Source organism: Liquorilactobacillus oeni DSM 19972 (assembly GCF_001436275.1).
GTDB classification, from domain to species: Bacteria; Bacillota; Bacilli; order Lactobacillales; family Lactobacillaceae; genus Liquorilactobacillus; species Liquorilactobacillus oeni.
The window spans coordinates 548,364-572,429 of the sequence record NZ_AZEH01000039.1; the positions used below are offsets into that span (position 1 = coordinate 548,364).

The following is a 24,066-nucleotide window of genomic DNA, read 5'->3' on the forward strand; positions in this document are numbered from 1 at the left end:
ATTTTTTGTACTCTCTTGCAGTTTCCATAATTAACACGTTTCAATAGCCAGTCTTTTCCGCTTAACCACGGATTACTTATAGTCAAATTCGAACTATGTTCGTAATTCGCAGTTAATGCTTAAAATCTAGCGACTATTGGCTAATCAGCGAATGGCAAGTGGTTCTTTAACCTTAGGCTCAGGAAAGGCTTGCTCTAACAACTGAAGATCTTCTTCAGTCAATTCAAGGTTGCCTGCTTCTATGTTAGCTTTCATGTGAGCAGGGTTACTCGTTTGCGGAATAGCTATGGTTGTTTTATTGCGAATTGTCCAAGCTAATAGTACCTGCTGAACTGATACTTGGTATTTTTCAGCAATCTTTCGCACTTTAGTGTCTTTTATCATTTGCGAATCTGATGTTCGATATCCACCTAACGGGCTGTAAGCAATCAATGGAATTTCGTGCGCTTGCTGCCATTTTACCAAATCGTAATCAATTCCACGATTTCCTAGATTGTAAAGGTCTTCATTTGCAGCTACCATATTTCCGTTTGGCAAGGACCAAAGTTCCTTCATATCCGAAGTATCAAAGTTAGAGACACCCCATGAACGAATCTTCCCCTTTTCAACTAAACGCTGCAATTCATTAACCGTTTCTGAAAGCGGAAATTTCCCCCGCCAATGATAAAGATAAAGGTCGAGATAAGCAGTGCCTAAACGATCCAGACTGGCATCTAGACTATGCTCCATTCGCTCAACAGATGCATTATTAGGTAAAACTTTGGAAATCAGAAAAAGCTTATCACGATCGTAAGTCAAAAGCGCCTTTTTTAATAAAGATTCAGACTTGCCATTTCCATACATTTCGGCAGTATCAATTACATCGGCCCCCGCATCAATTCCTGCACGGATGGCAGCAATTTCACTTTGTTCTTCTGCAGGATTATCGCCCATATGCCAAGTTCCAATTCCAATAGCTGAAACTTTTCGACCTGCAAGTTTAATTTTCTTCATACTTGTCTTCTATCTCCTTTTTGCAATCGGCTAAATACACTCTTAAGAAATCATCGAATTTCCACGTTCATTCTAACAAACTATTTTTTTCAAAACCACTCAGACAAACTGTCGCAAAAAATCACTTTAAAAAATCGCTAGACAACTACAGTTTCTGAAAATAAAACTACTTACAAAGTTGAAACTATGGTTAGTTCAAAACCAAAAAAAAACTGGGTCAAAAGTTACATTTTGACTCAGCCTTCTGTTTTAATTCTGCAATATGCGCACTAGTTGGGTCTCAATAGTCAGCTTTTTCCGCTTGACAAGGATCCTTTATTGAAATAACAACTCAGTCTTTTACAACCCTATTATCCTGCACCGTATCCTGCTCATTAATTAACGGTAATGAGATCCGGAAAATGGAACCCTGTCCTAAAACACTTTCGACAGTCAACTGACCATGATAACCTTCAATCAAGCGCTGTGCAATAGATAGCCCTAAACCATTTCCGCCTGCATCCCGACTACGTGCTTTATCCACGCGGTAAAAGCGGTTAAAGACTCTTCCAATATCTTTTTGAGCAATTCCTTCACCAAAGTCTTGAACAGCAAGGTCAACGACCCGTGCATTTTTAGAAACTGATAAGTGGACTTCCTTACGTTTACGTGAATACTTAACTGCATTATCCATCAAGATAATTAAAACTTGTTCCAAATGATTACGGTATATCTTAACAGGAGTTTTTCCGCCTAAATCATCATCAATTAAAAATACAAAATCCGGATGAATCATTTTAAAGTTATTGAAAACCTGCAGCGCAACCTCACGTGCATCCGTAATTTCCTTACCGAAATGAATCTCCACTTGTTCAGCACGTGAAAGATCCAGCATTTCTTGAACAAGACTCTTCATACGGGTAATTTCTTGCAGCGAGGCCGAAATAGATTCTGCAAGTACCTTAGGATCATCTTTCCCCCACCTGTTCAGCAATTCCAGATGCCCTTGAATAATCGCAACCGGGGTCCGCAATTCATGGGAGACATCTTCTACAAACTGCTGCTGCTGTTCAATATAACGCTGCATTCTATCCAGCATATTGTTGAATGTCCGGCTTAAGTCTGTCAGCTCATCATTATGAGCTACTAAAGGTACTCGAATGTCTGCAACCGGATCCCCTTCTTCTTCTCCATTAATCTTGCTGATAGTTTCATTAATATCATCAATAGGCCGTAAAAGCCAAGAAGCTAAAACATACCCTAAAATTGCACAGGCAAAAGCTGCTGTGATACCGAAAACAATAAAAATCAAAAAAAGTTTTTGCCGTGTGTTATCATAATCCAACAGCCGATTAGTTACTTGAACATAACCGATAACTTTTCTAGTACTCCTAGAGACAACGGATCGTCTTTCGACGTAGACATTTGTTCCGTCGCTTTTAACAACTTTACCTAAATCTGTTTCTTTAATATCAAATTTTACAGGTATTTTACGTGATGAAAAAACTTTCTGTCCATTTAAGTTGTATGCACCGACTCCGATATTCTTACGAGAAAAAGCTACAAAAACAGAGTTAGAATATAACTTTGAAGGTTCTCTTTGTTCTTGCTGACTGGTATTAACACCCGAACTGAGTTCTTGACGTGCATTGTCTTCAGTTAATTCAACGTCCAAGCTAGCAAGCCGGTTAGCAGCCACGGACAAAGCGTCAGAAGCATATTGCTGTTCTTGCCTTAACATCAAACTAGAAAAACTTTGAAATAGCAACGTAGCAAAAACTGAAAAAATCAATAAGACACCTACAGCCGTTCCTACTGCCCATTTCAGCTTAAGTGAAAAACGTTTATTTTCTTTCTTCTCCCTTAAAGAAGCTACAAGGTTTTTTCTTTTTTTCACGAACGCATCACATACCCAGTTCCACGAACCGTTTGGATATAACTTTCCTCATTCGGTCGATCAATCTTGTTACGCAAATAGCGGATATAAACATCAACAACGTTGGTTTCAATCTGGGATTCGTAACCCCAAACCTTCTTTAGAAGAACATCACGGGCCAAAACAACATTGACGTTTTCCATCAATGTCAGCAACAATTCATATTCGCGCTTCGTGAGTTCAATAATCTCTTCTCCACGGCGTACAACCCGGTTTTCCTTTTCAATCGTCAAATCGCGATAAGTTACTTTAGTCTGTTTAGAGCCGTTTTGTTCACTTTCAATATCAATGCGGCGCAATAAAGCACGCAGACGTGCTAATAATTCTTCAATGGCAAACGGCTTGACAATATAATCATCCGCACCATGATCAAGTCCTGAGACGCGGTCAATTACTGAATCACGGGCAGTCATCATAATGATGGGGGTATTTTTAGCCTGCCGTACACGGCGACAAACCTCCAATCCATTTAAAACGGGAAGCATAAGGTCTAATAAAATTGCATCCCAATCTTTTTCAAGTGCAGCTTCCAATCCTGTTCGTCCATTATAATGAACTTCTGTTTCATAACCTTCATGCTGCAATTCAAGTTCGACAAAGCGAGCTAAGTTCTTTTCGTCTTCAATTATCAATATTCGGCTCATACTTTACACTCCTATAAAAGTTTGTTTTTATTATTTAAATTCACTTATTCCATGCTAAAAAACAAATTAAATTTACCTAAGTATAACTTAACATAAAAACTAAGAATAGTCGTTTTTACAGATTAAATTCCGCTTATTTATTGCCCAAAAAAAACAATGAATCGGTCTTCAGATTCATTGTTGATCGAACTGGCTCATGTATTTTTAAAAAATTTTACTCTTCATGGTACCACTCATAATGGAAAGTACCCTCTTTATCTGTACGTTCATACGTATGAGCACCAAAGTAATCTCGTTGTGCCTGAATGATATTAGCAGGTAAAACAGCTGCTCTGTACTGATCAAAATAAGTGATTGCTGCTGTAAATCCAGGAGCAGGAACTCCTGCCTTGATAGCAAGCGCTGCAATGTCACGAACAGCAGCCTGGTATTTGTCAGTAATCTGTTTAAAATACGGGTCAAGCATTAAATTTTTCAGATCTGGTTGTTTGTTGAATGCATCCGTAATTTTTTGCAAGAATTGTGCACGAATAATACAACCCTCGCGCCAAATCATTGCAAGTTCATCATACTTAAGGTTCCAATTATGATGCTCTGAAGCCACTCTCATCTGTTCAAAGCCTTGTGCATAACTCATAATTTTACTGAAGTAAAGAGCCTGACGAATTTTTTCAATCAAAGCCTTCTTATCACTATCAGCAATAGCAAAATCCGGTCCTGTCAAACTCTTGCTTGCGGCAACGCGTTCATCTTTTAAAGCAGAGATATAACGAGAATAAACAGATTCAGTAATTAATGATTGTGGCACTCCAAGCTCCAAAGCACTTTGAGAACTCCATTTTCCAGTTCCTTTATTGCCTGCACGGTCAAGGATCACATCTACGATTGGTTTTCCACTTCCAAGATCATCTTTACGAGTTAAAATTTCAGCTGTGATTAACATTAAATAACTGTCAAGTTCTCCTTGATTCCATTCCTTGAAAATTGCTGCAATTTCATCTACTTCTATGCCCAGAACATTGCGCAATAAATTATAGCTTTCTGAGATTAATTCCATATCGCCATATTCAATGCCATTATGAACCATTTTAACATAGTGTCCTGCACCATTAGGCCCAATATATGTTACACAAGGAGTCCCGTCTTCTGCTTTAGCCGCAATCTTCTTTAAGATTGGTTCAACCAATTCATATGCGCTCTTTTGACCGCCTGGCATCAGTGAAGGGCCTTCAAGTGCTCCTTTTTCCCCACCTGAAACGCCCATACCGATAAAGTTAATGCCGGATTCGTCCAGTTCATTATTCCTGCGGACTGTCTCTTCAAAGAAAGTATTTCCACCATCAATCAAGACATCGCCCTTATCCAAATGCGGGAGTAGCTGTTTAATCATTCCGTCAGTAGGTGCTCCTGCCTTGATCATCAGAATAATCCGACGCGGGGTCTCAAGTGAAGCTACAAAATCTGCAATCGAATAACTAGGGACCAAATTCTTGTCTGGATGATCCTCAACCACCCTCTCAGTTTTTGATCCTGTTCTATTATATAAAGCAACAGTGTAACCGCGGCTTTCAATATTAAGTGCAAGATTCTTGCCCATCACTGCCATGCCGATCACACCAATTTGTGGTTTGTCCATGATCAAACCTCCTACTATTATTCTCTTACTACCTAATGGTACCAAAATAACGCTTAAAGATAAAGACGTATCTCGATTTAACCTTTAATTGATTTCAAAAATATCAACCTGCTTTTCTCCTGACCAAATGATAAATTAAAATAGCAAGTTTATTTGTATTCCCAAATATAAACAAAAAGATCTGACCCGAAAAGCTGGAGCAACCAGACTTTTGGATCAGACCTAATTTAAACTTCTTCAATCTGATTCGTACTTACTTAATGCATTTCAAAAATACAAACTTCATCTACGAAGCACGTTTATCACTTAATACAACCCTTGGCATCTGCTCACCATCAATACTTTCTTTATTGACAATTACTTCTGAAACATCATCCCGGCTAGGAATCTCATACATCACATCACGCATCGTATTTTCAACGATGGAGCGTAATCCACGCGCACCGGTGTTACGTTCAATTGCCAAACGTGCAATCTCTTCCAGCGCTGCCGGCTCAAATTTCAGTTTGACATCATCAATTCTAAGCAATTTATCATACTGTTTAACCAGAGCATTCTTTGGTTCCGTCAAGATCCGCACCAAATCGTTTTCAGTCAACTTCTCTAAAGCAGTTAAGATCGGCAAACGACCAATAAACTCTGGTATCAGTCCAAATTTCAACAAATCTTCAGGAATGATCTGCTGCATCAAACTCTTATGCTCATCGTATTTTTGTTTGGAGTCAACACCAAAACCAATCATTTTATCACCCAAACGACTTTTTACAATTGACTCAATTCCATCAAAAGCACCACCTACAATAAAGAGAATATTACTTGTATTAATTTTAATAAACTCTTGCTGCGGATGTTTACGACCGCCTTGGGGCGGAACATTTGCCGTCGTACCTTCTAATATCTTAAGCAGCGCTTGTTGGACACCCTCACCGGAAACATCACGTGTAATTGAAACATTTTCGCTTTTTTTTGCAATTTTATCAATTTCATCAATATAAATAATCCCACGTTCTGCTCTTTCAACGTCAAAGTCAGCATTTTGCAAAAGCTTTAACAAAATATTTTCAACATCTTCCCCTACATAACCAGCTTCAGTTAATGTAGTCGCATCAGCAATCGCAAACGGTACCTGCAAAATTTTAGCCAAACTTTGCGCCAAAAAAGTCTTCCCAGATCCAGTAGGACCAACCAGACAAATGTTGCTTTTTTGCAATTCAGTTTCATCATTGTCATCATCTTTTTCTAGTGTTGCATTAACACGTTTGTAGTGATTATAGACTGCAACAGCCAATGTTTTCTTAGCCTGCTCCTGACCAATCACATACTGGTTTAAGACCTTAACTATCTCTCGCGGTTTCGGGACATCTGTCAATCCTTCAGCTGCTTTATCCCGGAACTCTTCATCAATAATTTCTTTGCACAGATCAATGCATTCATTACAAATGTAGACACCGGGTCCAGCAACTATTTTTTTGACTTGATCTTGTGATTTCCCGCAAAATGAGCATATTACAGGTCCATTTTTATCTGTATTTTCGAACATATTCGACCTCCTAAAACCCACCTATTTACTAAATTTTACCAAACAAAAACTATAAACGCTAATACTTAGTTTGTATACCCATTTGCTTTTTTAAAGGTACTTTAGCGCAAATGACCACGTTGGGCAAAAGCCTAACGTGATCATCAGTCAGATAAAATTATTTTTTACTTATTTATTTTCTTTATTATCCTTTTTTTCACGCGTTTGTTTTGCAGAATCAGCAATTTCTTCAACTACTTTGCGAACTGCAATGTCATGCTTAAGCATCTTATCGCTCAAAGAGCTGCGAACCGCTTTTTCTTCCATTCCATACTGCTTAGCCAAGCCCTTAATTTCTTTATCAACTTCATCAGCACTGACTTCAACGTCTTCTTTTGCAACAATTGCTTCAATTACTAAGTTGGTCTTAACACGCTTTGCAGCATCTTTTTCAAACTGTTTATGCAAATCTTCCTTAGAAGTTCCTGTTAGCTTGAAGTACATATCAGCATTAATACCTTGCTGTTTCATTCCTGCCAAATACTGGTCCATCTGACGATCAATATCTTCGTCAATCATTTCACTAGGAATTTCACCAATTTTTGAATTTTTAACTGCTTCATCAAGAGCTTCATCTTGAATAGCTGTCTTGGCATCTGCAACTTTCTTTTCCTTTAATTCATCTTTGATCTTTGCTTTTAATTCTTCAAGACTATCTACATCTTCATCAACATCTTTTGCAAAGTCATCGTCAATTTCAGGAAGCTGTTTTTGTTTAACTTCATGGATTACAACATCAAAGACTGCTTCTTTGTTTCTAAGATCTTCCGCTTGATAATCTTTAGGGAAAGTTACCTTAACAGCAACTTTATCCCCAGCTTTATGATCGATCAGCTGATCTTCAAAACCTGGAATAAATGAATTTGAACCCAATTCAAGAGAGTGATTTTCAGCTTTGCCACCATCAAATGGTTTGCCATCAATCTTACCTTCAAAATCAATTACAACTGTATCACCCTTTTGTGCCGGTTCATCCTCTTTTAAAACTAGTTCAGCTTCTTTACCACGCAGCTCTTCTAATCTTTTTTCAATGTCACCGACAAGTACACGAGTTGGATGTGGTGTAACCTCAAGTCCTTTGTATTGTCCAAGTTCAACTTCAGGTTCAACTGAAACTTCAGCAGTCAATACCCAAGGCTTGCCCTTTTCAAGACTTTCTACATCTACATGAGGCTGTCCCACAGGCTTAATATCAGTTTCTTCAACGGCAGCTGTATAAGCATCTTGTAATAAGATATTCAATGCCTCTTGGTAAAGAGCTTCTTCACCATACATTTTGTTGAAAACCTGACGTGGCACTCTCCCCTTACGAAAACCGGGTACGTTCAAATCTTTTTTTACACGTTTGAAGGCCAGATCCAAACCTTCTTTGATTTTATCTGGTGAAATTTCGAAAGTAAGCTTTCCTGTATTTTCACCCTGTTTTTCCCATTTTGCAGACATTATTTTCCCTCCGCACAAAAAATTTGTACAACTTATTTACTAATTGCATACTAAATAAGTTTACCGTAATTGCTTGGAATTGTAAATAATTCTCTCTAAAAAAGATAGTTGGGACAGCTGCTCAATATTAATTTTCCAATAATTTTGTATGTTTTTTAAAAATATGGCTTGAAACGCAATTATAACCAAAGAAAACAGTTGAATAACAGTAACAAAATTTTCTTGCTTTTCTTAAGAGTTTGAAAGATCTGCTGCAACTTTCAGAACATAATAAAAAAGCATTCTCCAAAACTCTACGTTTATGGAAAACACTGTAAAGCAACAAAAAAGCTCGGAAAAATCCGAACTTTTTAAAATACTAGTCGTCGATTTCTGAAACAACACCAGCACCGACAGTACGACCACCTTCACGAACTGTGAATTTAAGGCCCTTTTCGATAGCAACTGGAGCGATCAGTTCAACTGTAAATGTTACGTTATCACCAGGCATAACCATTTCTACGCCTTCTGGCAATTCAATAACACCAGTAACATCAGTTGTATGGAAGTAGAACTGAGGACGATAGTTTGAGAAGAATGGAGTATGACGTCCACCTTCTTCTTTTGTTAAGATATAAACTTCACCCTTAAACTTCTTGTGTGTCTGGATTGAACCAGGTGCAGCAAGAACTTGTCCACGTTCAACTTGTTCACGGTTAATACCACGAAGTAAAGCACCAACGTTATCGCCAGCTTCACCAAGATCCAAAGTCTTACGGAACATTTCCAAACCAGTGATCGTTGTCTTCAAAACTTCGTCTCTCAAACCAACGATTTCAATTTCATCACCGACTTTGACAGTTCCACGGTCGATACGACCAGAAGCAACTGTTCCACGACCTGTGATTGTAAAGACATCTTCAATAGGCATCAAGAATGGCTTGTCTGTTGGACGAACTGGTGTTGGAATATATTCGTCAACTGTATCCATTAATTTTTGAATTTGTGCTTCAGCCTCTTTGTCACCTTCAAGAGCTTTAAGAGCTGAACCGCGGATAACAGGAATATCGTCACCAGGGAAATCATATTCGCTTAATAATTCACGAACTTCCATTTCAACTAAGTCCAATAATTCCTCATCATCAACTAAGTCACACTTGTTCAAGAAAACAACGATATATTGAACACCAACCTGGCGTGCAAGAAGAATATGTTCACGTGTTTGTGGCATAGGACCATCAGTTGCAGCAACAACGAGGATAGCACCATCCATCTGAGCAGCACCAGTAATCATGTTTTTAACATAGTCAGCATGTCCTGGAGCGTCAATATGAGCATAATGACGCTTTTCTGTTTCATATTCAACGTGAGCAGTATTGATTGTAATACCACGTTCACGTTCTTCTGGAGCAGCATCGATTGAAGCGTAATCCTCAGCCTTTGCCAATCCCTTTGCAGCCAAAACCTTTGTAATTGCGGCTGTCAAAGTTGTTTTCCCATGGTCAACGTGTCCAATTGTACCGATGTTTACATGGGGTTTTGTTCTTTCGTAATGTTCTTTTGCCATTAATACGAACCTCCTGTAATTTTGCAAGAAAAATCCGCAACAAAAACAATTGCCGATAATCCTTTAAGATTTATTATACTACTTCCCAGTAGAAATACCAATATATTTAGTATTCCCTGAAAGAAGAATCCTTATGCTATTATAATGAGCTGTTCATCATTTGTAAACACTTAAAACTCAAAAAACTTGGTTTCCAGTCTTGTACAGGACAACTAAACATTCCAGGCTGCAATACTGCTTTCAAGTCTGTCCGCCCACTTTTGATCTGAAACCGATAAGAACTCTTTTTCATACAATAAAATATGCTGCCATCTTGATGAAAAAGAAACTAAATCGATCTCAAAAGGATACAGCAAGCTGAGTTTTAGCCGCAATTCTGCCCAGCGTTCCTTGCCTAATCCATCTTCGCCCTTTTGCAAGAAGCTGTTTTCAAACCTATTGTACAGTTTCGAAGCAGCAAAGGCATGCAGCGTACTGGGACTTACTTGGTAAAAGTTATGATCAAGAAAATAAAAGTCATAATTATCCGAAATTTTCAACAACCGTAAATCGTCAAGTACATTTACTTTGATTAACTGATGCACATTCGGATCCTTAAGCAAAAAAACAGCTGCTTCAAGATAATCCGCAAATGGTAAACTTTTTGCCATGTTCAGCACACTTCTTTGTTCAAAAAGATCACACGCGCCGCAATAAATAACCTTTTTTTTCAAGCTTTTGTATATTTTCGGCTTACTAGAAACGAATTCTCTTTCCAACTGATTAATCAGCTCTAAAAAATACCTTTTTTCTTTGTCCGACATATAAGCAGAAACGGCCAAGTATAATTTCCGAATCTCCACAAATTTTTTTGCTTGTGCACCTGTACTAAGCAACTGTTCAAAGCGCTCGTTATCAGTCACATAATCACGCAAATACTTTTGCGCAAGTAAAAAAGCATCACTAAATTGTCCTTGTCCCGTAAGCGCCAAAAAAAGAAGATAATTAGTCCGAAAGTTCGCCTTGATTGAATAACAAGTTGTAAAAGACATGCTTGCTTGTTGAAATTTCCCAGCCGACAATGCAACGATTCCATCATTATATAGTCGTTGATAATCCGTTTCTTCCATAAGGTCTGCCTCCTCTTCGATCATGGTTTAAAACAAACAGACATCGAAAAATTGTTCTCCGATGTCCGCTAAAGGCAATTTATGCTTTTTAAAATTTATTCACTAATTTTTTTCTTTCTTTTGTTAAAATGCCGGTGCTGATTAATTTCCATAATAACGGGCAAGATAACTGGGTGGCGTTTGGTATGTTCGTACAAAAAATGATTTAACTGGTCACGCACATCTTGTTTTAAATGTCCCCAGTCAAATTCTTTATTATCCAAGTTTTTCTGAACAACTTTTGTTGCGATTGCTGCACTTTCAGCAATCAAATCCTGACTTGCTTTAACATATACAAACCCGCGCGAAGTGATCTGCGGTTGATTAACAATCTGCTTTTTACGTCGGTCAATAGTAACAACTGCGATGAAAACTCCATCTTCTGAAAGAATCTTACGATCACGCAAAACAATATTGCCGATGTCACCAACACCGCTGCCGTCGATCAGAGTATCCCCTACTTCGACCGTTGAAGCTAATAAAAGTTTGTCATGGTCATATTCAACAACGTCGCCCTTTGAAACAAGGAAAACATGGTCCTTTGGAATTCCAATTTCCTCTGCGCAACGTGCATTTGCAGATAACAAACGGTACTCTCCTTGAATAGGGACTACATAATCCGGCCGCAAAAGATTCATCATCAATTGCAAGTCATTCCGGCTTGCATGTCCTGAAGAATTAAGTTCATCTGAAATTGCCTTCACATCTGCTCCAGAACGATAAATCATATCTCGTGTCCGTGCCACTGCAGTTTCCATTGCATGCGAAGGAGTAGTGGTAATGAAAACCAGGTCGCCTTCATGCAAGCTAATAAACCGGTGTTTCTTTAAAGCCATCTTTTGGAGTGCCTTCAAAGGTTCCCCTGAACGGCCAGTTTCTAAGATAACTACCTGATCATCAGTAAGTGTTGAAAGTTTATCTGAAGAAACCAACAGGTCTTCACTTGGAAGATGCAATTTGTCCATATTAAGTGCAGTGTTTACAATTTCTTCGGCATCATGTCCGGTTAGAACTACTTTACGATCGTTTTTTGCTGCTGCGTCAAAGACTTGCTGTACCCGCATAATATTTGATGCTACACATGCAGCAATAATTCGACCTTGATGATATTCGAAATTATCGTTTATAAATTCAAATATTTTATGCTCAGCAACATTTTCTGTAGGGTTTTCTGCATTGGCAGAATCACTCAACAAAGCAAGAACCCCATCTCTTCCAATTTCAGCTAAACGTGCAAGGTCAGTCCGATAATCGTTTGTCGCCGTCTGATCAAACTTAAAGTCACCAGTATAAACAATACTTCCCTTATCTGTTTTAACAACTATCCCAACAGAATCGGGAATAGAATGGGTTGTTTTAAAGAAAGATACTGTTGCATTTTCAAAATCAATTTCAGTTTGTTCATTAATTATATGAAAATCATCGAATTTTGCAGTTTTAGGATCATTCTTTATCCCAATTTTTGCTAAAGCAATTGTTAATTCTGTTCCAAAAACTGGGACTTTAAAATCACTTAGAAAATAAGGAAGCGCTCCGATTGCATCTGCATGTCCATGGGTAAGGAAAACTCCCACGATTTTTTGTGCGTTAGCACGCAGGTAAGAAAAATCCGGAATCACTGTGTCGATCCCAAATAATCCAGTTTCAGGATACTTAAGGCCGCAATCCAAAATAAATATTTCGTCATTTACTTCGACAGCATACATATTTTTTGCATTTTCACGTACACCACCAAAAGCAATGATCTTTATATTGTTCATAATTTCACCTCTCTTTAGAATTCCAATTTCTTAATTACTTCCGCACTTTTTTCATCATCTAGAGGCATAATCGGCAATCTGCAGCCGCCCACATAAATTTTACGGTAGTTAAGGGCTGCTTTAAGAGGACTTGGCGACGGATATGAAAAAAGAGCTGTCATTTTTGGTGTTAACGACTGCATTAAAAGTGCTGCAGCTTTGAAATCTCCTTCGTCAACCTTACGATACATCTTTTTGATTTCATTACCAAATAGGTGGCTGGCAACAGAAATTACACCTTTTGCTCCAATTGTCTTTGATGCAAGTGCATCTGCATCTTCACCTGTATAAACGAGAAAATCGGCAGGTGTTTGCGCTACAATTCGGCTTAGATTAACATTTCCAGTACAATCTTTTATCCCAATGATATTGGGATGCTGTGCTAATTTTGCAATTGTCTCAACTTGCATTGTAACACCCGTTCTGCCTGGAATATTATAAATAAAAAGCGGGAGTTTACTTTCATCTGCTACAGCATTAAAATGGGCAATCATGCCACGTTGATCCGGTTTGTTATAGTATGGTACTACTACCAAAGCAGCATCCACACCCTTAATTTGCGCCACTTTGTTAGTGTAAGCAATCGTTTCACGTGTATTATTTGAGCCTGTTCCTGCAATGATAGGGACTCTTTTTTCTACAATTTTGACAGTATCAGCAATCAACTTTAACTTTTCATCCACATTAAGCGTAGGGCCTTCGCCAGTTGTCCCTGAAACAAGGATTCCCTCAGTTCCAGTTTGCAGCAGATGCTCAATCAATACTCGCAAACGTTCAAAGCTAACCTGCCCCTCATCATCAAAAGGAGTTGCCATCGCTGTAATAATTTCAGCGTTATTAAATTTCATTACTAATCCTCCAGTTTATTTTGGCACACGCAACAAGTTAAGCGCATCTAGCCGTTCAGCAATCTGCACAGAGTTCCAAGCGGCACCCTTTAACAAGTTATCAGAAACACAATACAAGTGAAAAGCATCTGCCTGTTCCTGATCAGGGCGGATCCGCCCTACAAAGGTATCTTTCTTCCCGGCAGCATTAACAGCTTGAGGATAGATTTGATTATCTGGATCATCTTGAACAACAACGCCTGGTGCCTTTTTTAAGAGTTCCTGCAGCTTTGAAACTGTTGCTCCTTTTTGATCTAATTCAAACCAAACAGACTCTGAATGAGCAATTGCAACAGGTACTCGAACACAAGTTGCGGTAACTTGGATATCTTCATCTTCCATTATTTTTTTGGTTTCATGAATCATTTTCCATTCTTCATGAGTATAACCATCTTCTTCAAAAACATCGATTTGTGCAAGCGGATTAAAAGCAATTTGATAATGCTTTTTGTCACCTGAAACCGGTAAAATTTGAGGTTCGTAATCCTTACCTTCAAGCACTGCTTGCGTTTCGTCATGAAGTTCCTTGATGGCACGATTACCAGCACCAGAAACTGCCTGCATAGTAGTCACAATTACTTTTTTCAACCCATATACTTTTCTAAGCGGTTCAAGGGCTACTACCATCTGGATGGTAGAGCAATTAGGATTTGCAATTAACCCGTGATGCCTTGACAAAGCAGCCTCATTTACTTCAGGAACAACTAAGGGAACATCTGGATCCATGCGAAATGCACTTGTATTGTCAACGACAACTGCTCCTCTTTTAATTGCTTCTGGAGCAAACTTTTTAGATACACCACCGCCTGCAGAAAAAAGTGCCAAGTCTATTCCCCTAAATGAATCAGGTACTAATTCTTCGACGACTTTTTCCTGTCCCTTAAAATGCAATACTTTTCCTGCTGAACGTTTTGAAGCCAATAACTTAATACTGGCGATTGGTAAAATTGATTGTTCCAACATCTGAATCATTCTTGTGCCTACAGCACCAGTTGCACCTACAACAGCAACATTATATCCGCTCATATGAAAACCTTCTTCACTTCTTATTGAAACATAATTATAACATATTTAACAATGAAAAGACGTATTCCTAACCTAATAAAATTTATTGTTTTCTAATATAAGCTTATATAAGCTTATTTTTCAACAATTTTATCGTTTTTTCCAAAATAAAAAGAAACTCAGCATTAAAAAAAGCCAAGTTTCTTTACCAATTCTCTATAGAAAATAAAAATTAATTTTATTAACGACGCAAGCCTAAACTCTTGATCAATTCACGGTAGCGTTGGATGTCGTTTTCACGCAAATATGCCAGCAAATTACGACGATGACCGATTTTTTTCATCAACCCACGTTGTGAAGCAAAATCTTTTTTATGGTCACGAATATGCTCATTAAGTCCATTAATATCAGCAGTTAAAACTGCAATTTGAACTTCTGCAGAACCTGTATCCCCGTCATGACGAGCATACTTTTGCATAATTTCAGTTTTGTTTTCCTTTGAAATTGCCATGTCTATCCCACCTTTCTTGTAAATAAACCATTGTCCCGGAACTACGTCGGTGAGGAGCGAAATTCTGAGTCCAAGGTTTAGTACATCAAAGTACTGTTTAATAGTATACCTGTGAGACCTTTTTTTTGCAAGAGCTAATCTTTTGCTTAAATTGGTTTAATCCTAGTCAAGGAAATTTGCTTGACACATTTTAACTTTTTTATTGCATTGTCTGTCCTGCTCTTGTATAATAGCCTATGTTGAAAATTTTATGATACCGGCATGGAATCATGTGTCATGGAGGTGAAATCTTTGCCAATTATTAAATCCGCAATTAAGCGTGTTAAAACCAATGAAAAGGCTGGCTCACGTAATGCTGCAAAAATAAGTGCAACACGCAGCGCTGTAAAGAAATTTGAAAATGCCAAAACAACAGGTGCTGACAATGTTGAAGACCTTTATAAAGCAGCAGTTAAAGCAATTGACCAAGCAAAAGCAAAAGGCTTGATCAAAGCAAATAAGGCTGCTCGTGATAAGTCTCGATTAGCAGCTCGTTTAGCAAAATAAATACTAAAAAAGCCGTAGTGAATCTCAAATTCTGCTACGGTTTTTTTGTTAAATAAAATTATGTCACAAAAATGGTTGTTATCCAACTGTCCTTTTTGTAAAGTAGCCCAACATAAATAATTCAAAAAGCTGCTGCGGATCTTGTTGTGTAGATTTCATTTTTTCTTCAAGCTGGATCAGTCCCAGATAAGTATCTCTTAGTTCTTTTTGTTTAGTTTGGCGGGATTTTTGCAATGCAAGCTTTACCCGGTAAGGATGAGCTCTTAAAACACCAGCAATACTGCCTTGAGTATATCCGTTCTGCTGTAAGATTGACACCTGCAGCAGAAGTCTGACTTGGCTAACTAAAATAGCATTTAACTTCAATGGCTCTTCATGCTGTTCAAGCAAGTCATGATACATTAAAACTGCTTTTTGTACATTTCCATTAAGTACAACAGTACTGAGATCAAAGACATTCTGTTCAAGGGTCTGCGCCACCATTCTGTCAATCATCTCTAATGTAATATTTTTAGTAGTTCGTGCCAACAAGAAAAGTTTAGGCAGCTCATTCATAATCAAAGAAAGCTGACTTTCTGTTCTCTTTAAGAACAATGCAAGCGCGTCTTTTTCAATGGTATACCCTGCTCTATTCAGCTTCTGTTTCAGATATAATTTTGTATTGCGCTCATCAAGAAAGTCATTGTCAACCACTATGGCTCTTTTTAATAATTTTTTCGTAATTTTCTTACGTTCATCTAATTTAGGATAAGGTGCCCAAAAGACAACTGTAGAAGTCGGCTCAGGATGTTCCAAATACGAAATTAGCGAATCTGTAAACTGTTCAAGTTTCCTTTTTTTATTTTCCCCTGTTAAAAAGTAAGGCCTTTTAATAATTACTACCCTTCTTTCACCAAAAAACGGTGCTGAAAGAGCATCTTCAACCGCATCTGTAATCGAGGTTGTCTCCATATCGTATTCTCCTACATTCACAGCCTGCTGATCTTCGGGAACAGCTGCTTTAAAAGCTTGTAAGAGCTTGCGAGCCGTATACTCTTCTCTTCCCAAAATTACGTAGATTTTTTCAAGTTTCTTTTGCTTGATGTTTTGTAATAACTCATTGACCTTCATTTGTGCTACTCCGTTTCTTAGTTTCATTTTCAGCAAATGTTTTAATTTCAAAATTTCCCTTTAAAGGAATAACTTTAATCATTCCTGACTCAGCTGTGTTCAAGTAAGGGACTTGCTGATCTTTCAATGTTGTTAAAGTCTCTTGGTTTGGATGCCCGTAGCGGTTATTCCGCCCGGCAGAAATAATCGCTACGCACGGCTTCAACTGCTGCACATAATCTTTGCTTGTTGATGTTTTGCTTCCATGGTGGCCCGTTTTTAAAATGTCTGCTTTCAGCTTCGGATTGTGCAGTAAAACCTCACTTTCACCAGTTTTATCCAAATCACCGCTGACAATAAAACGTAATTTTTTCACAGTAAAAAATAGTGTCACTGAATCTTCATTTTTACCTTTACCGGCTTTAAAAGGATGTAATAAATTAAAAATTGCAATCTTTTTAACTTTTTTTGTATCTATCGGGTAAACTTCATGCAACGTATTTTTTGAAAGATGCAGTCTTTCATTAAATGACGACAAATGTTCCATACCGCTTGGAACAAATATTCGATGTACACTCAATATATTACTAATACTTGGAAAGTTTCCAACATGATCTGTATCTTGATGAGTTAAGAAAAGATTATCAAGATAATTAATACCCTTACTAAGAAGGTAGTTTGCAACGATTGTTTCTCCACTTGTTTTTGCATCGCGCTTACGCCACCGCTCACTTGAAAAACTAACTTTGCCACCAGTATCAATCAGGGTTACACTGCGATTAAAAGTTTCCCTCACCAAGGTACAGTCTCCTTGCCCAATATCAAAATAAACAACCTCAGGTGAAAGCGGAAATCTGATAATTGCTGCTGCCGCAACATAAGAGCCTACCAAGATGCCTAATAACCGCCTTGTATGCAAAGAGTATTCCAACATAAACTGAATTGCCAACCAAAAAACAATAAAAAACAGCGGTGGTTTGCCAAAAGTAATGACAGTTGGAAGTTTTGCCAAAAAAGCAAAAATATCTACAAAAACTTGTAAAATTGGAATGGCTACAGGCACTAAGCAAAAGAAAAAGGAACCCAGAACTACTGCTGGAATCACTATTCGTTCAAATAAAGGCACAATTACAATTGAAAGCAATAATGTTAAGAAGTTCCACTGGTAAGTATGCCATAAAATAAGCGGTAAACTGTATCCTGTCATCTTAAGCCCTAAAATTAGAGAACTTTTCTTTCGATTAAGCATCAGGATAAAAGTCAGCAGGTAACTCAGCTGTGCTCCTAATGAAAAAACAAGCACTGGAGAATAGAGTAAATTAAGAATTAATACGATCCCCTCAGCTGTAATTCCGCTTATCTTAATACCAAAAAAGCTGCGTGCACTAATTATTATACACACCATCATTACTGCTCTGACTAAGCTAGCAGAAAATCCTCCTAAAACAACATATAACGGCAAAGCTGTTAATAAGAACAAATCACAAGTCTCACGTGTAATCATTAATTTCATACATACTCGGCGGAAGAAGGAAGTAATATAAAAAATATGCATTCCTGAAAGACTGAATAGGTAAAGCAATCCCAAGGAGCTGATTTGTTCTAATTGTTCGGAAGAATCTTGATTATAGTAGCCAAGTAAAAGCAGCTGACTATAACCTGCTAAAGGCTCGGGCAACTTTGATAAATGTTCAAGAAATGCTTTCCTCACAGCATGCAGCCAGGACAAAAACACGTTAACAAAATCTAAATCAACAACTTTATTTTGTGCTTTCCACCTCGTAAGCATAATCACATTACTTATATTTTTACCTTGCAGATAGCGGCGATAGTCAAATTGATTTTCATTTGTGGGAGCACTGGCTTGCTGAATGGTCCCATCAAAAATAATGACCTTGGTTTCTTTTATTTGGGTAAACTTTTTCTGTTCAGCTTCTGATTTCAGAGAGTAGAAACACTGGACTTTTTCAGCATGTTCAAGCCATCGTCCCGTCATTTTTACTAAGTCACCACTTACCACATATTCATCTGGCTGCAAGAGCAGATGCTGCTGTTGCACTTGAGTTTCAATACGATAACTGCGCTTTTGCCATGCAGATTGCCACTGTACGACAGCCCCTGCGAAAAAAAACGAGAAAATAAAACCTGCAATGATCCAACTTTTATTTTTCGTTGCAATCAATCGCACTATAAGTAAAACAAGAATTACTAGCCACAGCCAATCAAAAGAAAAAAACAGTAAACAGATCAGGTATGCAGAAATTGTAAGAAGAAAGATCAGTCTTTCGACTGTTTATTCCCTGCTATATCGCTTAATCCTACTTCTGGTACAATTTTTTGCAGATATCTCTGCTCCAGTTTGACTTGATGCACTTCAACACTTTTTAATTTTAACAACTTGAGAGCATATTCATCATTATGGTAATTACGTAAATAATTGATTTTCTTAATACCAGCCTGCAACAGCATTTTAGTACACTGCAAACATGGGAAATCCGTAACATAGACTTCAGCACCGTCAGTTGCCGCTCCAAACTTTGCACATTGCAAAACAGCGTTCATCTCAGCATGGATAGTTCTTACACAGTGACCATCTACTATATAACACCCTTCATCAATGCAATGTGTATCTCCAGAAACAGAACCGTTATAGCCGCCTGCAATAATACGTCTGTCCCGAACTAAAATAGCACCGACAGAAAGTCGCTCACAGGTACTTCGCAAAGATAATAAAACTGCTTGCATCATAAAATACTGGTCCCAAGGAATTCTCATATCAGCCATTTGTTCTCACCTTCAAATCACGAATTTACTCATAGTATAGCAGATAATAACTTTATTCAACAGGATGTTTCAGGATTCAACCTTTAGATATGCTTTGAGTTTTTCAAAACTTTTTTCCCCTATGCCTGAAATGCTTTTTAGCTCGTCAAGTTGTTTGAAATTTCCGTGTTCTGTACGATAAGCCAAGATCTGTTCAGCTTTTTTTTCACCGATACCAGGAATTTTAAGTAAATCTTCTTTTTTTGCAGCATTCAAATCAATTTGAGAATTGCTGTCTTGCGATGGGCCGGTATCTTCTCCTTTTGCTTGGACTTGCACAGAGCTGTTTTCACTTGCTTCGACAGTTGTAGTCAGTTTATTTGAAAATTCTCCGCGATATGGAATGTAGATTATTTGTTGATCATTGAGCTTAAGTGCTAGGTTAACTTGATTCTGATCCGCTAATTCTTCAAATCCCCCCGCTGCTTTTACAGCATCATCAACACGCATTCCAGTTTTCACACGATAAACACCTGGTTTTTTAACTGCGCCTTTAATATCAACATAAAATAGTTTCTTACTGGCAGCCGAATTATTTTGCTGTTCTTTATCGTTCTTATATGAGACCTTTTTTGAATTCAGTGAAGAACTTGTTGCCGAAACCAGCTGAGTTTCTTTTGAACCAGCGGTTTGTTTGAATAAGTTGGCGCCTATAAAAACCGCACCTGCAATAATACCAATAATTATTATGCAAAGCGTACGGTGTTCTTCCCAAAAGTCACGGAGCCAATCCATCTATCTCAACCCCCTTTCAGTAATAAATACGCAGAAAAAAAGTGTACAAACTTTTAAAAATAAGTACTTGTATCACTTTTTAAAATCTTTCTCAGATAAAATTGAGGAAATTTTCAGCCTTGAAACCTTATACACGCTGTATCTCCTCAGCGCAAACAAAAAGGCCTAGTCTGAAAGTGCTGAATTAATCAGCTCATTAAACTAGGTCTAGTCTCATATTACTTTTATTACTTTACGATTTCTTCAAATATTCCAGTGCATCCGTGATATTTTTAACGGGAACGATCTTTAGCTTAAGTTTGTATTCAGCGGCTGCCCGTTTTGCTTCTTTATAGTTTGAAACTGCTTGCGGGTCTGCCTTCCTTTGAGCAGCAGTAATCTTATTATCAGGAGCGAAAAAGATAGTTGCACCTGCACGCTGTGCAGCAACAACTTTTTTATCTATTCCCCCGATTTCTCCAACAGTTCCATCCGCTGAAATTGTTCCTGTACCAGCAATTTTGCGTCCTAATTTAAGATCCTCATGAGACAGCTGTGAATACATCTGAAGTGCCAGCATCAACCCGGCTGATGGACCTCCAATCCCTTTCATGTCAGTTTTAACATTTTCTTTAGTTACTATCTGAGAGCGTTCAGCTAATGAAATTCCAATCCCGTTTCGGGAAGTTCCCGGTAATCTGATAGTTTTGCCCACAGCAGTATGCTGTTGTCTTTTTCTCAAATACGTAACGGTCACTTTTTTCGAAGTATTCGTTTTTTCCAAGTAAGAGATAAAATCCTTTGCTTGAGTGAAATAATGGCCGTCAATAGCTGTAACAGTATCACCAGCCATCAGTTTGTTTTTAAAGGTTGAATCTTTCAAAACAGATAAGACGTAGATCCCAAGATATTTTTGCTGATATTTTTCCCCAGCTAGCCGCAAAGACGCTGCTTTAGCTTGATTGACAGCGTCTTGCATGTAATAGTTTTGAATTCGTTCATACTCGGAATCAGAATCACTTCCGCTAACCTGTGTTTGCGGTAATCTAGCAGCATATTTATCAAAAAAACTTGCCACGTAAATTACCGGGGTTGCTCTGACCAGATTCACATAGGTCAACATCAAAGATCCTTTTGTATTATCCTTTTTATCTGCAACTTTAACATACTGAGCTACATTCTGCGCCCTTCCGACAGTTTCAACATAAATTGGCAAAGGTAAAAAACACAGAATACCTAATAATACAATTGCTAAGGCAGTTAATCCAAAAAATTTCTTTTTTTTCATCACATCACAACTTTTCTTTAAGAGCCTTCTCAACAGCGGGAGGTACAAGACCCGTCAGTTTCCCGTCAAACTGTGCAATTTCTTTAATGATACTGGAAGAAAGGTGCATGAACTGAGGCGCACTGGGCATAAAAAGTGATTCTATTTCAGGCGCTAACTGATGATTCATGGCCGCAATATCTCCTTCATAAATAAAATCCTTTTCATTACGGACTCCACGAACAATAACCCGAGCACCAATGTCTCGTGCAACTCTAATAGTCAAAGCGTCAGAAGCGGCCTGAATTTTAACTTGCGGCAAACTTTTAAGGGCAACTTTTAAAAAGGTCATACGTTCAGAAACGCTAAAAAGACCATGCTTGCTTGTATTTGTCATAACTAAAACGGTCAGGTCTTCAAAAATCTGAGCCGCACGCCTTATTAAATCTATGTGCCCGTTAGTAACAGGGTCAAAACTTCCAGGGAAAACAGCTTTCATCTTCATTCACCTCGATAACGATAAAACGTAAGCTCTGTGATTCCATAATCAACCCGTCTCATCAGTTCAAAACCGGCAACCTTATCAGGTAACTGTGCCATTTGATCGGTTTCACAAACTACCATTGCATTTCGAGCAAATAATTTTTCCTGCACAAATCGTTGCAACAGCATAATAATTTTTTGTTCCTTATACGGAGGGTCTAAAAAAAGCAGATCAAACTTATGGCCTTCTTCTGCAAATTTTGTCAAGACATGTTCTGCATTTGCCTTCAGTACAGTAAACTTATTTTCTTCTTTAGTAACTGCAATGTTTTCCTTAATCGTCTTGACCGCTTGAAATTGGCGATCAACCAGATAAGCATGTTCTACTCCGCGTGATACAGCTTCAATGCTGAGACCACCGCTACCCGCAAAAAGATCAAGGGAAGTCCCGCCGTCAAAGTAAGGACCGATAATGTTGAACATTGATTCTTTGACCTTATCCGTTGTAGGGCGAGTCTTCATTCCAGGGACAGCTTTTAGTCGTCTTCCTCCATAATTTCCAGCAATTACTCTCATTTTCTCACTCTTTATTTTTCTTAAATTTTTCGCGGTCTTCATCCGTTAACTTATAGGTAGTACTGCTTAAAGAATCATTAAAATCAATTTTAAGTTCCGGCAGCGGAGAAAGGACCACGTGTTTTACAAAGCGCAAGTTCTCTAACTTTTCAAGATTTTCGTTAATTTTTGCATGGTCCATATACAACACGACATATTTCATCCGCCGCGAAACGTAATGAATTGTTCCAAAACGTTTCAGTTGACGGCTATTTTTTAAGTGGAATAAATAAACCACTACCCCTTGCCGTTTATTAATCTCAAAATTCATCGTTTTCCACCTTTACTTATTAATAATAACAACAAGTATTCCTCGATCGTATGCAATCCCAATATTTTTTGTACGTTCAGAAACAAAGGCTTTCCAAAGGCTCTGTCTTAGCCTCAACTTTTCAAAAAAGACCGAATTATCATAATAAGGCAGCAAAGAATATATCTTATACTTTTTTTCATCAAGTTCTACATCATTGTAGAGCTTTTTGGGAATTTGCCTATTATGCAAGTAAAGCTCTCTTTGCTGCCCGACATCACCACTTGTGACCTTTTTTAAAAGGTTAGCATTCTGTGCACTTAAATAAGCTCGTGGCCGTTCGTCAAGTTTTTCAATTACCTTATGCGCAGTTTGAACAAGCGGATCGCCAATTGAAAGCACTTGGTCAGCAGTTAAACGACGCTTCGTATTGATCAGCTGCATTAGATCAAAGGGCAGCATAATATCCATCTGATCCCAATCAGTGTTTCCTTGATATTCAACAGGCAGTGGAGTTTTTGAAACAACCCGGTAAATATTTTTTTTAAGCAGCATATCTGTATTAAGATATTCAATCGCATCAATCTTTTGAGAGCTCGGATTAATATATATGATTGCATAGCTGCCATTTTTAAATCCAAGCAACGGTCGCTGATTCAAGTCTGCTTCTGAAAGTTCAAATTGAAATTTTTGCTCATGATACGATAATTCAAAGTTAGCATACAGAGATGTCAACTGCAGCAGCTTTTCAAACGTCATTCCCACTCTCAAGCTGCCAGGTTGGTCCGGTGTGCTTCCTGCAACAAAAACATCACTAACCTTCTTATTATATTGGTCAATTCCAATTTTCAGATAATTAGTCGAGTCAAGGTCATATAACCACCACTGCACATTATTAGCACTATCCATTTTAGCCTGTGGTTCACCAAAATCCTGTTCTATCTGTGCTGAAGAAACGCCAATATAGCGCGCAAGCCCCTGCGTCTTGATTCTGGCTACCTTAGGAGTTGTTAACTTAACCGGACTTTTTTTAACCTTTTCTATCGGTCTTTCATTCCTTTTAACACTATGATTATCGTTTAAAGCAGCCCAAAAATAACTGCCTAATAAAAATACGATAAAGATAGCTATAAAATTACAGATCGTTTTAATTAAAATTATTTTTCTCATTAT

At 38.0% G+C, this 24,066-nt stretch carries 22 protein-coding genes; 1 reads left to right on the forward strand and 21 read right to left on the reverse strand.

The genetic code is table 11. The features are described 5' to 3' along the window. Positions 1-144: 144 nt before the first annotated feature. The 12 genes from FD46_RS07715 to rpsO all read right to left on the reverse strand — a co-directional run bounded on the left by FD46_RS07715 (position 145) and on the right by rpsO (position 15,106). Positions 145-993, reverse strand: coding sequence for an aldo/keto reductase (locus FD46_RS07715; RefSeq protein WP_057896576.1), 849 nt, complete (start codon positions 991-993; stop codon positions 145-147). 331 nt (positions 994-1,324) lie between these two features. Further along, positions 1,325-2,869, reverse strand: a complete 1,545-nt coding sequence (locus tag FD46_RS07720) for a HAMP domain-containing sensor histidine kinase (RefSeq protein ID WP_057896577.1) — start codon at positions 2,867-2,869, stop codon at positions 1,325-1,327. Next, positions 2,866-3,552 carry a response regulator transcription factor gene (locus FD46_RS07725; protein WP_057896578.1) on the reverse strand — a complete coding sequence of 229 codons (687 nt, stop codon included), beginning with the start codon at positions 3,550-3,552 and terminating at the stop codon, positions 2,866-2,868. Before FD46_RS07725 ends, FD46_RS07720 begins: the two co-directional genes overlap by 4 nt. Before the next feature lie 214 nt (positions 3,553-3,766). Continuing rightward, entirely contained in the window at positions 3,767-5,188 is a 1,422-nt protein-coding gene (gene gndA, locus FD46_RS07730; RefSeq protein WP_057896579.1) for an NADP-dependent phosphogluconate dehydrogenase, read from the reverse strand. A 286-nt stretch (positions 5,189-5,474) separates the two neighbouring features. Next, positions 5,475-6,728, reverse strand: a complete 1,254-nt coding sequence (gene clpX, locus FD46_RS07735) for an ATP-dependent Clp protease ATP-binding subunit ClpX (protein WP_057896580.1) — start codon at positions 6,726-6,728, stop codon at positions 5,475-5,477. 168 nt (positions 6,729-6,896) lie between these two features. Beyond that, positions 6,897-8,210, reverse strand: coding sequence for a trigger factor (gene tig / locus FD46_RS07740; RefSeq protein WP_057896581.1), 1,314 nt, complete (start codon positions 8,208-8,210; stop codon positions 6,897-6,899). 358 nt (positions 8,211-8,568) lie between these two features. Beyond that, positions 8,569-9,756, reverse strand: coding sequence for an elongation factor Tu (tuf, locus tag FD46_RS07745; protein ID WP_057896582.1), 1,188 nt, complete (start codon positions 9,754-9,756; stop codon positions 8,569-8,571). 212 nt (positions 9,757-9,968) lie between these two features. Beyond that, positions 9,969-10,865 carry a hypothetical protein gene (locus FD46_RS07750; protein ID WP_057896583.1) on the reverse strand — a complete coding sequence of 299 codons (897 nt, stop codon included), beginning with the start codon at positions 10,863-10,865 and terminating at the stop codon, positions 9,969-9,971. A 95-nt stretch (positions 10,866-10,960) separates the two neighbouring features. Further along, positions 10,961-12,664 (reverse strand): ribonuclease J, encoded by a 1,704-nt coding sequence (locus tag FD46_RS07755; RefSeq protein WP_057896584.1) that lies wholly within the window; start codon positions 12,662-12,664, stop codon positions 10,961-10,963. Positions 12,665-12,678: 14 nt separating this feature from the next. Continuing rightward, a complete protein-coding gene (dapA, locus tag FD46_RS07760; RefSeq protein WP_057896585.1) occupies positions 12,679-13,551 on the reverse strand; it encodes a 4-hydroxy-tetrahydrodipicolinate synthase in 873 nt (290 codons plus the stop codon). A gap of 15 nt (positions 13,552-13,566) precedes the next feature. Then, complete coding sequence (locus tag FD46_RS07765; RefSeq protein ID WP_057896586.1) at positions 13,567-14,616, reverse strand: aspartate-semialdehyde dehydrogenase; 1,050 nt, start codon at positions 14,614-14,616, stop codon at positions 13,567-13,569. Positions 14,617-14,836: 220 nt separating this feature from the next. Then, on the reverse strand, positions 14,837-15,106 hold the full coding sequence (gene rpsO / locus FD46_RS07770; RefSeq protein WP_057896587.1) for a 30S ribosomal protein S15: 270 nt from the start codon (positions 15,104-15,106) through the stop codon (positions 14,837-14,839). 291 nt (positions 15,107-15,397) lie between these two features. On the opposite strand from rpsO, the gene rpsT reads away from it, so the two are divergent. Beyond that, positions 15,398-15,652 carry a 30S ribosomal protein S20 gene (gene rpsT / locus FD46_RS07775; protein WP_057896588.1) on the forward strand — a complete coding sequence of 85 codons (255 nt, stop codon included), beginning with the start codon at positions 15,398-15,400 and terminating at the stop codon, positions 15,650-15,652. Positions 15,653-15,730: 78 nt separating this feature from the next. Here the strand turns inward: rpsT and holA are convergent, their stop codons facing one another. The 9 genes from holA to FD46_RS07820 form a co-directional block, all read right to left on the reverse strand. Beyond that, a complete protein-coding gene (holA, locus tag FD46_RS07780; protein ID WP_057896589.1) occupies positions 15,731-16,762 on the reverse strand; it encodes a DNA polymerase III subunit delta in 1,032 nt (343 codons plus the stop codon). Beyond that, entirely contained in the window at positions 16,749-19,022 is a 2,274-nt protein-coding gene (locus tag FD46_RS07785; RefSeq protein ID WP_338040992.1) for a DNA internalization-related competence protein ComEC/Rec2, read from the reverse strand. Before FD46_RS07785 ends, holA begins: the two co-directional genes overlap by 14 nt. Beyond that, positions 19,019-19,525, reverse strand: coding sequence for a ComE operon protein 2 (locus tag FD46_RS07790; RefSeq protein ID WP_057896590.1), 507 nt, complete (start codon positions 19,523-19,525; stop codon positions 19,019-19,021). Before FD46_RS07790 ends, FD46_RS07785 begins: the two co-directional genes overlap by 4 nt. Before the next feature lie 69 nt (positions 19,526-19,594). Next, positions 19,595-20,299: a helix-hairpin-helix domain-containing protein gene (locus FD46_RS07795; protein ID WP_057896591.1), complete on the reverse strand. Its 705-nt coding sequence runs from the start codon at positions 20,297-20,299 to the stop codon at positions 19,595-19,597. 232 nt (positions 20,300-20,531) lie between these two features. Beyond that, positions 20,532-21,566: a SepM family pheromone-processing serine protease gene (locus FD46_RS07800; protein ID WP_057896869.1), complete on the reverse strand. Its 1,035-nt coding sequence runs from the start codon at positions 21,564-21,566 to the stop codon at positions 20,532-20,534. Positions 21,567-21,570: 4 nt separating this feature from the next. Next, on the reverse strand, positions 21,571-22,050 hold the full coding sequence (gene coaD, locus FD46_RS07805) for a pantetheine-phosphate adenylyltransferase (protein ID WP_057896592.1): 480 nt from the start codon (positions 22,048-22,050) through the stop codon (positions 21,571-21,573). Continuing rightward, positions 22,047-22,604 (reverse strand): 16S rRNA (guanine(966)-N(2))-methyltransferase RsmD, encoded by a 558-nt coding sequence (gene rsmD, locus FD46_RS07810; RefSeq protein ID WP_057896593.1) that lies wholly within the window; start codon positions 22,602-22,604, stop codon positions 22,047-22,049. Before rsmD ends, coaD begins: the two co-directional genes overlap by 4 nt. A 4-nt stretch (positions 22,605-22,608) precedes the next feature. Beyond that, positions 22,609-22,914 carry a YlbG family protein gene (locus tag FD46_RS07815; RefSeq protein WP_057896594.1) on the reverse strand — a complete coding sequence of 102 codons (306 nt, stop codon included), beginning with the start codon at positions 22,912-22,914 and terminating at the stop codon, positions 22,609-22,611. A gap of 12 nt (positions 22,915-22,926) precedes the next feature. Beyond that, positions 22,927-24,063 (reverse strand): CAP-associated domain-containing protein, encoded by a 1,137-nt coding sequence (locus tag FD46_RS07820; RefSeq protein ID WP_057896595.1) that lies wholly within the window; start codon positions 24,061-24,063, stop codon positions 22,927-22,929. Positions 24,064-24,066: the final 3 nt, after the last annotated feature.

What these genes read in the sequence shown, in the direction of transcription:
- FD46_RS07715 (WP_057896576.1), bottom strand. Translation starts at nt 993, where the DNA reads ATGAAGAAAATTAAACTTGCAGGTCGAAAAGTTTCAGCTATTGGAATT.
- FD46_RS07725 (WP_057896578.1), bottom strand. Translation starts at nt 3,552, where the DNA reads ATGAGCCGAATATTGATAATTGAAGACGAAAAGAACTTAGCTCGCTTT.
- gndA (WP_057896579.1), bottom strand. Translation starts at nt 5,188, where the DNA reads ATGGACAAACCACAAATTGGTGTGATCGGCATGGCAGTGATGGGCAAG.
- clpX (WP_057896580.1), bottom strand. Translation starts at nt 6,728, where the DNA reads ATGTTCGAAAATACAGATAAAAATGGACCTGTAATATGCTCATTTTGC.
- tig (WP_057896581.1), bottom strand. Translation starts at nt 8,210, where the DNA reads ATGTCTGCAAAATGGGAAAAACAGGGTGAAAATACAGGAAAGCTTACT.
- tuf (WP_057896582.1), bottom strand. Translation starts at nt 9,756, where the DNA reads ATGGCAAAAGAACATTACGAAAGAACAAAACCCCATGTAAACATCGGT.
- FD46_RS07750 (WP_057896583.1), bottom strand. Translation starts at nt 10,865, where the DNA reads ATGGAAGAAACGGATTATCAACGACTATATAATGATGGAATCGTTGCA.
- FD46_RS07755 (WP_057896584.1), bottom strand. Translation starts at nt 12,664, where the DNA reads ATGAACAATATAAAGATCATTGCTTTTGGTGGTGTACGTGAAAATGCA.
- dapA (WP_057896585.1), bottom strand. Translation starts at nt 13,551, where the DNA reads ATGAAATTTAATAACGCTGAAATTATTACAGCGATGGCAACTCCTTTT.
- FD46_RS07765 (WP_057896586.1), bottom strand. Translation starts at nt 14,616, where the DNA reads ATGAGCGGATATAATGTTGCTGTTGTAGGTGCAACTGGTGCTGTAGGC.
- rpsO (WP_057896587.1), bottom strand. Translation starts at nt 15,106, where the DNA reads ATGGCAATTTCAAAGGAAAACAAAACTGAAATTATGCAAAAGTATGCT.
- holA (WP_057896589.1), bottom strand. Translation starts at nt 16,762, where the DNA reads ATGAAGGTCAATGAGTTATTACAAAACATCAAGCAAAAGAAACTTGAA.
- FD46_RS07790 (WP_057896590.1), bottom strand. Translation starts at nt 19,525, where the DNA reads ATGGCTGATATGAGAATTCCTTGGGACCAGTATTTTATGATGCAAGCA.
- FD46_RS07795 (WP_057896591.1), bottom strand. Translation starts at nt 20,299, where the DNA reads ATGGATTGGCTCCGTGACTTTTGGGAAGAACACCGTACGCTTTGCATA.
- FD46_RS07800 (WP_057896869.1), bottom strand. Translation starts at nt 21,566, where the DNA reads ATGAAAAAAAAGAAATTTTTTGGATTAACTGCCTTAGCAATTGTATTA.
- coaD (WP_057896592.1), bottom strand. Translation starts at nt 22,050, where the DNA reads ATGAAGATGAAAGCTGTTTTCCCTGGAAGTTTTGACCCTGTTACTAAC.
- rsmD (WP_057896593.1), bottom strand. Translation starts at nt 22,604, where the DNA reads ATGAGAGTAATTGCTGGAAATTATGGAGGAAGACGACTAAAAGCTGTC.
- FD46_RS07815 (WP_057896594.1), bottom strand. Translation starts at nt 22,914, where the DNA reads ATGAATTTTGAGATTAATAAACGGCAAGGGGTAGTGGTTTATTTATTC.
- FD46_RS07820 (WP_057896595.1), bottom strand. Translation starts at nt 24,063, where the DNA reads ATGAGAAAAATAATTTTAATTAAAACGATCTGTAATTTTATAGCTATC.